General features: G+C 66.5%; 13 protein-coding genes and 1 pseudogene. 6 read left to right on the top strand and 8 right to left on the bottom strand.

Going from position 1 to position 10,454, the window contains the following annotated elements:
- The 4 genes and pseudogenes from ABW137_RS20780 to ABW137_RS20765 form a co-directional block, all read right to left on the bottom strand.
- Positions 1-139 (bottom strand): annotated as a pseudogene (locus tag ABW137_RS20780) (aminotransferase class I/II-fold pyridoxal phosphate-dependent enzyme); the annotation flags it as partial.
- A gap of 228 nt (positions 140-367) precedes the next feature.
- The gene (locus ABW137_RS20775) at positions 368-1,117 is read right to left on the bottom strand and encodes a GAF and ANTAR domain-containing protein (protein WP_526403327.1); all 750 of its coding nucleotides are present in this window, start codon (positions 1,115-1,117) and stop codon (positions 368-370) included.
- Positions 1,118-1,187: 70 nt separating this feature from the next.
- On the bottom strand, positions 1,188-1,895 hold the full coding sequence (locus tag ABW137_RS20770; protein WP_526403326.1) for an ANTAR domain-containing protein: 708 nt from the start codon (positions 1,893-1,895) through the stop codon (positions 1,188-1,190).
- Between the two features lie 624 nt (positions 1,896-2,519).
- Positions 2,520-3,215, bottom strand: a complete 696-nt coding sequence (locus ABW137_RS20765) for an ANTAR domain-containing protein (protein ID WP_526403325.1) — start codon at positions 3,213-3,215, stop codon at positions 2,520-2,522.
- Between the two features lie 225 nt (positions 3,216-3,440).
- Here ABW137_RS20765 and ABW137_RS20760 point away from each other — a divergent pair, with 225 nt between their 5' ends.
- Genes ABW137_RS20760 through ABW137_RS20750 form a run of 3 tightly spaced genes read left to right on the top strand, consistent with a single transcriptional unit; the run spans position 3,441 to position 4,935 of the window.
- Entirely contained in the window at positions 3,441-3,917 is a 477-nt protein-coding gene (locus ABW137_RS20760) for a MarR family winged helix-turn-helix transcriptional regulator (RefSeq protein ID WP_526403324.1), read from the top strand.
- Positions 3,918-3,942: 25 nt separating this feature from the next.
- Positions 3,943-4,353 carry a DUF5313 family protein gene (locus tag ABW137_RS20755; RefSeq protein ID WP_526403323.1) on the top strand — a complete coding sequence of 137 codons (411 nt, stop codon included), beginning with the start codon at positions 3,943-3,945 and terminating at the stop codon, positions 4,351-4,353.
- A 39-nt stretch (positions 4,354-4,392) separates the two neighbouring features.
- Entirely contained in the window at positions 4,393-4,935 is a 543-nt protein-coding gene (locus tag ABW137_RS20750) for an LOG family protein (protein ID WP_526403322.1), read from the top strand.
- A gap of 14 nt (positions 4,936-4,949) precedes the next feature.
- Here the strand turns inward: ABW137_RS20750 and ABW137_RS20745 are convergent, their stop codons facing one another.
- Positions 4,950-5,279 carry a WhiB family transcriptional regulator gene (locus ABW137_RS20745; protein WP_526403321.1) on the bottom strand — a complete coding sequence of 110 codons (330 nt, stop codon included), beginning with the start codon at positions 5,277-5,279 and terminating at the stop codon, positions 4,950-4,952.
- A gap of 197 nt (positions 5,280-5,476) precedes the next feature.
- Here ABW137_RS20745 and ABW137_RS20740 point away from each other — a divergent pair, with 197 nt between their 5' ends.
- Entirely contained in the window at positions 5,477-6,865 is a 1,389-nt protein-coding gene (locus ABW137_RS20740) for an O-acetylhomoserine aminocarboxypropyltransferase/cysteine synthase family protein (protein ID WP_526403320.1), read from the top strand.
- The gene (locus ABW137_RS20735; protein ID WP_526403319.1) at positions 6,862-7,350 is read left to right on the top strand and encodes a CoA-binding protein; all 489 of its coding nucleotides are present in this window, start codon (positions 6,862-6,864) and stop codon (positions 7,348-7,350) included. The genes ABW137_RS20740 and ABW137_RS20735 overlap by 4 nt, the downstream gene beginning before the upstream one ends.
- A gap of 1 nt (position 7,351) precedes the next feature.
- Here ABW137_RS20735 and ABW137_RS20730 read toward each other — a convergent pair whose 3' ends face one another.
- Positions 7,352-8,218 (bottom strand): alpha/beta fold hydrolase, encoded by an 867-nt coding sequence (locus ABW137_RS20730; RefSeq protein ID WP_526403318.1) that lies wholly within the window; start codon positions 8,216-8,218, stop codon positions 7,352-7,354.
- Between the two features lie 101 nt (positions 8,219-8,319).
- On the opposite strand from ABW137_RS20730, the gene ABW137_RS20725 reads away from it, so the two are divergent.
- Positions 8,320-8,730 (top strand): winged helix-turn-helix transcriptional regulator, encoded by a 411-nt coding sequence (locus ABW137_RS20725; RefSeq protein WP_526403317.1) that lies wholly within the window; start codon positions 8,320-8,322, stop codon positions 8,728-8,730.
- A 64-nt stretch (positions 8,731-8,794) separates the two neighbouring features.
- On the opposite strand, the gene ABW137_RS20720 is transcribed toward ABW137_RS20725, so the two are convergent.
- Together ABW137_RS20720 and ABW137_RS20715 are read right to left on the bottom strand one after the other, a co-directional pair.
- Positions 8,795-9,091, bottom strand: coding sequence for a DUF4193 family protein (locus ABW137_RS20720; RefSeq protein ID WP_526403316.1), 297 nt, complete (start codon positions 9,089-9,091; stop codon positions 8,795-8,797).
- 125 nt (positions 9,092-9,216) lie between these two features.
- Positions 9,217-10,454 (bottom strand): dienelactone hydrolase family protein (locus ABW137_RS20715; protein ID WP_526403315.1); only part of this gene is annotated, 1,238 nt, incomplete at its 5' end.

Genomic DNA, 10,454 nt, shown 5'->3' with positions numbered 1-10,454 from the left:
ACGGCTGACTTCCGAGCACGTCGAGGACTCGCTGATCGGCGCCGCGCCCCTGCCGGTGTGCCGGTGGGCTGAAACCGTAGCGGCCCTTGGCGTGATAGTCGGCCAGCGCCTCGAGCATCGGCGCCCGCGAATGGTCCATGATTGACGCAGTACCCGGCGGGCCACCGAAACAACCGGTGGGTTTGCGATCGAGTGCCTGGTGGAATGGTATGTCCGTGACGTGACCCGAAGGACGGCGCCACGTCAATAAGCGCGACGCCGTTGGACGGACCAGTGACCGCCGTCGTTTCGTCCGACTGCTTTTTCGCGCATACCACTGCGGCGCACCGTCATTCGCTTCGCGGCTCGGCGCCGTCAACGCGGCTTCTCAGGATGAGTGCAGTTGGACCATCGCTTCGATGATGGCCGGGCGAGACTGAGGATCGGTCATGAGTCGCCGTGCGACGTTGCTCATGTGATCACCGTGCTTTCGGGCGTAACCCCTGAGGAGTCCGAACGCCGTCTCCACCGATACGTCGAGTCGCTCGCGCAGGAACCCCTTTGCCTGCTCGACCACGACTCGGCTCACCAGAGCATTGCGCATGGCCGGCAGCACGGTGTCGGCGGTGGGCGGGTGTTCCTGAAGGATCGCCACACTGGCAATGTGCGCCAATGTCTGGCCGACCAGCTGATCGGGGTCGTTGAGTTCGCCTGGGCGACTGCCGAATAAGCCCAGTGCGCCCAACACCGTGCCTGCGGCGCGCATGGGAAGTGCGTGTACCGAGGCGAACCCCGCGTCACTCGCGGCCGCAGCAAACCGGGGCCAGCGCTGCGAAACGGCGCCCAGGTCCGAGACGGAAATCGGCTTTCCAGTCGCATAACACTCCAGGCACGGGCCTTCCTCGGACTGGAGCTGAAACAGTTCCAACAGTCGGGCCTGCTCCGAGGTGGCCGCCATCAGGTGTAGGTCGCCCCGCGGGCCTGCGAGCAACAAACCTGCCGAGTCGACGTCGAGCAGCTGGGTGCAGCGTTCGGTGAGTTCGGTGAGCACATCCACGACGTCGAAGTCGAAGAGCAAGCTGTCCACTAGCGAGACCACCGCCGCCAACACCCGGGTTTCGCGAGCCGGTTCGGTCATTGCGGATTCCCTCCACCATTGATGTACCGGGGCTGCGGTGCCGTCCCGGGCGAGAGGTAAACCGCTCCCATCAGTCGGCGTCCAGTCGAAGCCGCCGATCGATGATGTCGCGGGCCACTTCGGTGGCGGTGCGACCAGTGGCATACGCGTGCGCGCGTAGGCGGACCAACGCCACGGCGGGCGTCACGTCGAGCTGGGCCACCAGCATCCCGGTGGCTTGACTGACCTCGGCACGGGCGAACACGCCCAGTTCGGCCCAGGCGTCGCTCGCGGGATCGCTGATCGCCATCGCAACGTCATCGGTGAGCAGATCGAGGAACGGGACCTTGGCCAGCTCGGCTACGATCAGCGCCCCCGCCGCCGTGTCGCCCGGCCAACTTCCCGGTTGGCTGCGAAACAGGTCCAGCGCACCGACGTATTCACCGGCCACCACCACCGGCGTGGCGTGCACGCTACGAATGCGGTGGGCCAGGATCGCGGGCCGGTACGCCGGCCAGCGCAGTTCGCTCGGATCCTCGAGGTCCTCGGCCATGACTGGCGAGCGAAGCTCGACAGCATCCAGGCACGGTCCCTCGCCGAGGGTGAACTGCAGTTCGTCGTACGTGCGGGCCGTTGGCGCACTCACCCCCACGGTGCCCATGTTGGTGCCATCGAACACCGCCGAGATGGCCGCCGCGTCGACACCGAAGATGGTCACGCACGCATAGCACAATCGATCGGCCGCATCCTGCCCTCGGTGGTCGCCGACCGCGGCGAGCAACTGCTCCTGAAGCGCCATGTCAACCGTGAACCGATTGGGCGTGCCCCTGCCCGAAATCCAACCCCAAGAAGCGCAATGTCATGATGTGCCACCTACCGTTCGCAGAGTTCGTGCACTGCCTTGGAGTCTACGAACAAACGAACGATCCGAACTAACGCTTCGCGCCATACGCGCCGTTTGGGTGTGTCGCGAGCCGTGGACGAGGGAATCCGAACGGCATGGGTGACAGCGCGCCGCTCGGGATCGACATGTCGAGTCCCATCGGCATCCGGCCGCGGACCGGTCTCGCAGTGGTCGCCATCGATGCCCGAACTCGGGGCTGCGGCAGTCCACATGATGGAACGCAACGTGGGCGCTGAAATCGCAACTGCAGCAGAGTGTCTGGGCTAAAGCGGCGCCGTTCGGTCGGTTGGCCCCGTTGCGCGTGTCGATCAGATTGCCTGATCCCTAGTCGGCGGGCTGTTTTCCTGAATGGGCCACCCGGGGTCCTGGGGCGTCTGCCACTTCGGTCGCCCTCGGAGGCTCACGGGTAGAACTGCCAAGGACTTGAAGGAGAACAGTCCGGACTGCGCTCCGTTCCAACGGAACCTTACCCCGGTGTCGCCGGGGTACTCCTGCATTGGGGATCTTCTTCGCCGGAGCTCACCTCCGGCTGGCGGCCCTGGTGTGGGCGGTGAGCAGGAGGTTGTCGTACGTCGCGCGATCGACGGGATGCTGCTGAGCGGCCCGAGTGAAGTCCTCGGCGATCTGTTCGGCGACGACGCGCAACTTCACGTTGTGCTGCTGCGACTGCCAACGCAGCAGGTGAAACGCCGCGTTGGCGTCGATGCCGTAGACGAACATCACCATGCCCTTGGCCTGTTCGATGACGGCCCGGTTCTCGGAGATGTCCGCGACGGCTGCCGTGATCTTGTCCTCTTGGCCCTGCCGCAGCTGCGTGAGGTCGACGTAGAAGCCATGCGTGCCCACGACCTGACCGGAGTCGTCGACCAGCGTGTCGGCCACGATCATGACCTGGTGGATGGCGCCGCCGGTGTCGACGATGCGATGGTTGGTGCTCGACGCGCGGCGGTGCTGTCGGACGTCTTCGAGCGTGGCTGTCACCTGGCCGTAGTCATCGGGATACTCGTGCGACAAGACCAATTCGGTGTTCGGCGTGACGGTGCCTGGCTCGTAGCCGAACATGGCCTGCACCTGCGGCGACCATTCCCACCGGTCAGCATCGGCGTAGTGCCGGAACCAACCGACGCGATCCGCGGCGGGGTCAGGGACCGTCGCGTCGGCCGACTCGGGCTGGTGCCCGTCCGTGTGCGCGCGCAGGTCGCCGCCTACGTTCATCTCCGCTCCTCGTGGACAACCGAACAACTTGGTTTGCCGCAGCTAGGAGGTAGTTTCCGCGAGTGCGCAGGCAGAAGCCCCTCGCCATGGTCTGGGGCAGATATTTCTTAGCCCAAACACGCAGATTGGGTCAACTCGAGTCGCGCGGCGGTGGCGTCGTCACCGCCAGTGGGTCGACCAGACCCCACATTGATAGTGCACTAATTATCTGTGTACTATGTAAATATGCCGACGTCAGCCGATCCGCTCGCCCTCGAGCAACAGGTGTGCTTCGCGTTGGCGGTGACCAACCGCGCCGTCCTCGCGGTGTATCGGCCGCTGCTCGAGCCGTTGGGTCTCACCCATCCGCAGTATCTGGTCATGTTGGCGCTCTGGGATCACCAGAAGACGTCGGATGGGCGGCCCGCCCTGTCGGTCAAGCAAATCGCCGTTGCACTGCAACTGGATTCGGCCACCCTGTCGCCGATGCTCAAGCGCCTCGAGGCCCTCGGTTTGATCACCAGGACCAGGAGCGCCGTCGACGAGCGCGCCACCGACGTCGAATTGACCTCCGAGGGAAGCGCCTTGCGTCGACGCGCGCTGGACATTCCTCCCGCCGTCGTCGCGCGGCTGGGCGTCGAGCTGGACGAACTCGAAGAGTTGCACCGCGTGCTGACCCGGATCAATACCGCTGCGCTGGCGGCAGGCGCCCTGAACGCGTGAACGACCGACAACAAGGAGTCGCATGATGACCACCAATCGACCCACGCCGATGCAGTACGTCGCATATTCCTATGGCCGACGGCTGCCAGCCTCGATGGCGGCTTGGGTAGCCAAGGACCTGGCCGGGGAGGGCGCCGTCCGCCGGCACGTCATCCGGATGGCCATTCCTCCGCTCGTCGTGCTCGCACCGCTCTGGCTGTTACCCGCCTCGCTCTACGTCCATCTGGAGATGACGGCCCCGATCTACATCTGGGCGTTGCTGATGTCGCTGGCACTCAACAAGATCTGGCGGCGTCACCGGCTCGCCCAGCACGACCTCGACCCGAACCTGGTGGACGTGCTCCGGCGCAGTCGGGATGCGCGTCTGCACGAGGCGTACGCCGAGCGCTACGGGCCACGGCCCGCGGACGCCAAGGCGAACAGTAGCCCGTTCTGACCCCACCCCTCCACCTGTCCATCGAAAGCGACTGTTGCCGTGAAGATCTGCGTCTTTCTGTCTGCCGCGGACCTCGACGAACAATACACCGAAGCCGCGCGTCAGTTCGCCGAACGCGTGGGAGGGGGAGGCCACGCACTGGTGTGGGGCGGCTCCGACACCGGGCTGATGAAGGTCGTGGCCGACGGCGTACGCGCCTCCGGCGGTCGACTCGTCGGGATCTCGGTCGAGTTCCTCCGAACGTTTGCCAGGGCCGATGCCGACCAGATGGTGTTCGCAGCAGACCTCGCCGAACGCAAGGCGTTGATGCTGGCCGAGTCGGACGCGGTGGTCGTCATGGTGGGTGGCATGGGCACGCTGGACGAGGCGACCGAGATCCTGGAGCTACGCAAACACGGCAGGCACGACAAGCCGGTGGTCCTGCTGAACACCGCGGGCTTCTACGACGGTTTGATACTCCAACTCCGCCGGATGGAGACCGACGGGTTTCTCCCAATTCCTTTGGCGCAGTTGGTCTTCCTGGCCGACAACGGAGCCGATGCGCTGGCCCACCTCGAAGCCGTCGTTTCCGAACGCCGGTAGTCGTTCCGGCCGACTCACGGGACGGACCCCACCCGATGGCCCTCGTGGAAGGCCGCAATGGATCTCGCCCGCTCACGCGGAGTCGTCGCACCCCAAATGCCGTAGATCTCGGGAGTTCGGACGGCGTGTTCGCGGCATTCGGCGATGACCGGGCAGCTCTGGCAGATGCGCTTCGCCCGCTCCTCGCGGGCGCGACGGTCCCTCCGGGCGGCGTCATCGGGAAAGAACACCTCTGACGGCAGGTTCAGGCAGCGACCGTGATGTTGCCAGGTCCAGTCGTCGAGGAGCGGCCGAAGTGCGTGACCACCCCGAGTGCTCTGCGAATGTCCGGCCCGCGTCGCCATGCGGAGTCCTCCCATCGGCGTGTCCTCGTACTCGATGTTGGCGCTCCCGGTGTCGGCGGGCCAGACATTGGATCTGCGTGAACTCAGCGTCGGGCCAGCCGATTTCCTCGCGACGATTTTTATCCGAACAGGTGTTCTCGCGAGTGCGATGCCAAGCCGAAACACGCCGGGCCGATCGACCTGTCATAGTCGGGGCTGTGAGTGACCGAACCTTCGGCCTGGCCACCCGGGCGATCCATGCCGGCCAGCGCCCCGACGCCGCCACCGGCGCCCGCGTCGTGCCGATCTATCAGAACGCCAGCTTCGTGTTCACCGACACCGACGACGCGGGCAACCTCTTCGCGCTGCAGAAGTACGGGAATGTCTACAGCCGCATCGGAAACCCGACGGTGGCGGCATTCGAGGAATGCGTCGCAAGCCTGGAGGGCGGCATCGGGGCCGTTGCGACCGCCAGCGGCCTTTCGGCCCAATTCGCGGTGTTCGCGGCCCTCGCGGGGGCGGGTGACCACATCGTCGCCGCAGGCAGCCTCTACGGCGGCACCGTAACCCAGCTGGACGTGTCGTTGCGCAGGTTCGGCATCGACACCACCTTCGTGCCGGGCACCGATCCGGCCCACTACGCCGCGGCGATCACCGACCGGACCAAACTGGTATACGCCGAGGTCATCGCCAACCCGTCCGGCGAGATCGCCGACCTCGCGGGGCTGGCCGCCGTCGCGCACGATGCCGGTCTGCCCCTCGTGGTGGACGCGACGGTCGCCACCCCCGCACTGTGCAGACCCATCGAGCATGGCGCCGACATCGTCGTCCACTCGGCGACCAAGTTCCTCGGGGGGCACGGCACCACGTTGGGCGGCGTCGTGGTCGAATCGGGCAAGTTCGATTGGGGCGCAGGTCGTTTCCCGCAAATGACCGAGCCCGTCGCTTCCTACGGGGGGCTCAGCTGGTGGGGCAACTTCGGTGAGTACGGATTCCTGACCAAGCTGCGCAGCGAGCAACTGCGGGATCTTGGCGCCAGCCTTGCTCCGCAGTCGGCCTTTCAGCTACTACAGGGCGTACAGACGCTGCCGCAGCGTATGGCCGCACACGTGGCCAATGCGGGCGCGGTGGCACGGTGGTTGGACGCCGATCCACGCGTCGAGTACGTCCGATGGGCGGGTCTGCCCTCGCATCCCCACCATCAACGTGCTGCCACCTATCTGCCCGACGGTCCCGGCGCGGTGTTCGCCTTCGGTGTTCGCGGCGGCCGTGCCGCAGGGGAGAAGTTCATCAACTCCGTGCAGTTGGCCAGTCACCTGGCCAACATCGGCGACGTCCGCACCCTGGTGATCCATCCGGGCAGCACCACGCACCGCCAGCTCACCGACGAGCAGCTGCGCGCCGGCGGCGTCGGTCCCGAACTGGTCCGCATCAGTGTGGGACTTGAGGACGTCGAGGACATCATCTGGGATCTCGACCAGGCCCTGACGCAGGCACAATCCCCGGTCGCTCCGCTCCTGCCCTCCGGCGCCCAATCCCCGGTCGCTCCGCTCCTGCCCTCCGGCGCCCACGACGTGTCGACCCAAGACGAGGTGACCACCCAATGAGTCACACCAGGACCTGGATCGGGCCCGACGCCCTGACCCGCCAGCGCATTCTGCGCGAGACCCGCAGCGTGGCGATCGTCGGTGCGTCGGCCAACTCGGCGCGGGCGAGCTATTTCGTCAATACCTATCTGGCGTCGTCGAGCGACTACGACGTCTATCTCGTCAATCCGACCATCAAGGCCGTCGGTGACGCTCCGGTGTACGCCACGTTGGCCGACCTGCCCGTGGTTCCTGATCTGGTCGACGTGTTCCGGCGCCATGACGACTTGCCATCGGTGTTGGAGCAGGCGATCGCCGTAGGGGCCAGGACCATCTGGTTGCAGCTCGGTCTCTGGCACGAGCAGGTGGCCCATGACGCCGAGGCGGCCGGACTGCAGGCCGTCATGGACCGCTGCCTGAAGATCGAGCATGCGCGGTTCGCGGGCGGTCTGCACCTGGCCGGGTTCAACACCGGTGTGATCGATTCGCGGCGGCCTGCGCGGTAGGTCAGGGCCGCCGTGGGCCGCAGTCGGTCTCGCGGATGTGGAGATCGTGCGCGAACCCGTCGATGGTGGCTGCCAACCCCTCCGGATCGTCGAGCGGGATGAGGTGGCCGCAGTGGCCGGCGTCATGCGTACTCAAATCGGTTGTGAAGCCCCGTAATTGGTGGTGCAGGGCCTCACCGACGACCCCACCCGCGATGGCGAGAGTCGGGATGTCGCGCCGCCCCGGGTCGGAGAGCGCCGCTGCCAGTTGCTCTTCGGTGCTTGCGCCGTTGCGATAGAACTCGAACCCGCAGCGGAGCGACTCGACCCCGGTGTACGCACCGACGAGGGCTGCGCGGAGGTCGGGTTCCACGCCCCCGCGGGCGGTGCCGTGGTCGAGGAACCAGCCGATGTAGCGCTCCTCGTGTCCGACGACGACCGATTCGGCGAGGCCGTCGATGGCGTGGAAGCCGAACCACCATGGGGGAGTGGCAAGGAACTCCTCTGCCCCAGGCAAGCGGCCCAGTAAGCCCTCCATCACGACCAGCGCCCGAACCCGGTTGGGGTGACGCGCGGCCAGCATCCAGCCCACGGACACACCTACGTCGATCCCGACGGTCACGGCGCCCGAGACGTCCAACGCCGCGAGCACCGCATCGAGGTCATCAGCCAGGGTGTGCAGGTCGTAGCCGCAAGCGGCCCGCGTGCTGCCGCCGACGCCACGAAGGTCGGGCGCGATGACGCGGTACCGGTCGGCGAGAAGCCCGCCGACGCCTCGCCACAGCAGCCCGGTGTGGGGCCAGCCGTGCACCAGGAGCAGCGGTGTCCCCGCCCCCGTGACGCGCACGGTCAGGTCGATTCCGTCGCGGTGCACGACGATCGCTTCCATGTGTTCGATCCCCCCTCAACGGTCACCAATGGAGATGCGGTAACCGTAGGAGACCGTTGCTACGCTGCCAAGATGGCACTTTCGCGACACCTGGTTACGCCGTGGTGACCCGCCAGCGTGAGGGAGCTAGGGGCGATCTGTTCAGCGTCACCTGTCCGACGCGCGGGCTGCTGGATCGCATAGGCGGCAAGTGGACGGTGATGCTCATCGTGCTGCTCGATCGTCAGCAGGGAGAGTTGAGATTCGGGGAATTGCTCCGCGGCGCCACCGGGATCTCCCGAAAGATGTTGGCATCGACGTTGCGGGATCTCGAGCGCGACGGTTTGGTGCGCCGCAGGGTCGAGCCGACCTCGCCGCCCAGCGTCCACTACGGACTCACCGATCTGGGACGGTCGCTAGCTGGCCCGCTCGCCGGCCTGCGGGGCTGGGCTGAATCGCACATGCCCGCCGTCAACGTGAACAGGGCGGCGTACGACGACCGCGAACATCCGCACGGCAATCGACCTCGGTGAGCGAATCACGTTCGGACCCAACGTCTTCAGTTCGCACGCGGTGGCCGAGCCCAATGCGATGAACTCAGGCGCAGTCGGCGCAAATCATCCGATCGCCGACCTGCCTTGCCAGGCGGTGGCTGTGGTGGACCAGGAAGCAGCTCGAGCAGGTGAACTCGTCGCGCTGCTTGGGGACCACCCGCACGGTGAACTCTTCACCGGAGAGGTCTGCTCCGGGCAGTTCGAAGTCTTCGAGTTCCTCGCCGTCGTCGACGTCGAGCACGGCGGTGGCGGCGTCATTGCGCCGTCCTGCCAACTCTTCGAGCGAGTCGTCGACGTCGTCGGTTTCCTTCTGGCGGGGAGCGTCGTAGTCGGTAGCCATTGATGTCCTCTCGGTTCGGAGCCGGTGTCACCACAACGTGAATGGTGCGCAGGATGTTCCCGTCGCCGTCCGCGATGAAACACCGGATTGGGATTTGCCCCAAAATGCTGGCCAATCCATGAACTTCAGGCGCTCAAGCTGGCCATTCGTGGGTTGGCTGGCGGGATCGTCGACGGCGTCGAGGACTCGAACGTGACGGGGATCTCCTGGAGCCGCCGGGCCGTCGAAGCGCCCCGCGTCCCGATCACGACGGCGTGTGCCGTGCCCTCGGCGGTGTCGACGTCGAAGCTGGAGCCCGGCACCCGATGGTCCCCGTCGGTGGTGTCGCAGGCGAACCAGTGGCCCAGCCAGTCGATCGCCAACGCCTCCACGGCCGGGGGATTCTGAGGCTGCGGAAACCCTGCGACGAGATACGCGACCAGCTGGATGACGGGGTTGCCTCCGCGCATCGAGTCCATGTGCACGCCGCCGGTGAGCACGACGCCGTTGAACCTGTACGGCCGTGCCGCGGAAAGGTCTTCGTTGACCGAGCTCGACGAGTTGAAGAAGTTCGACGGCGCACCGATCTCGCGGATCGGCACGTAGTGACCCGTCTCGGCCTCATAGGCGTCGAGTTTGGCCAGGGCGTCGGGCAACGTCTCGTCGCGTGGCACGCCGTCGAGCAGGATGACTCCGACAAGATCACCCGCTGCACCGCTCTCGGCCAGGAACCCGGCCGCTCCCGACACCAAATTGGCGCCCAGGGAGTGGCCGGCGAGCGCGAACCGACGTGGCAGCGTCGCGTCGGCGCCGTACCGGGTGGCGAACCCGGCGTCGACCGCGCTCGCGGTGAGGGCTGCCCGATCGCCGACGAAGAGGTCGGCGATCGCCTTGGACATGCCGGTGCCGCCGAGCCAGAAGGAGTCCCCGGCCAAGGGGTTCGACGACAGCGTGGGAGTGACCACGATGCTGCCGGTCCGTTCGGCCAGGTTCGCCGCGGTGTAGCTGTACATCGGGCCGAGGGCGAAGAAGCCGTGTTGCAGAAGGATCATCTTCGTGGGCGGCTCGTCGCCCGCGGGGAAGTACCAATCGGCCTGCACGCTTTGCCCGTTGCTCAGCTGAACGGACGAGCTGCGCACGGTGACCGTGCTTCCCGGCGGAAGCAGGGGAGGTCCGGCGACCCACGATTCGACGGCCTGAACGACGTTGAAGATCGCCGAACCGACGTTGACGACGACCGTGCTGATCAGCGACGCGACGAAGGCCAACACGGGGGGAAGCGTCGGCGTCGCGGCGGGCGCGGGCGGTTCGACGAGGCTCGTCGGGGGCACGGCCCGTGCCGAGAAGGCGGCCAAGTCGACGGGCTGAGGGGTCGGCTCATCGG

The sequence above is a fragment of the Mycobacterium sp. genome (assembly GCF_040509115.1).
Taxonomy (GTDB): Bacteria; Actinomycetota; Actinomycetes; order Mycobacteriales; family Mycobacteriaceae; genus Mycobacterium.
The sequence above is the reverse complement of the archived record's forward strand: the minus strand, read 5'-3'. Positions and strand labels throughout refer to the sequence as shown.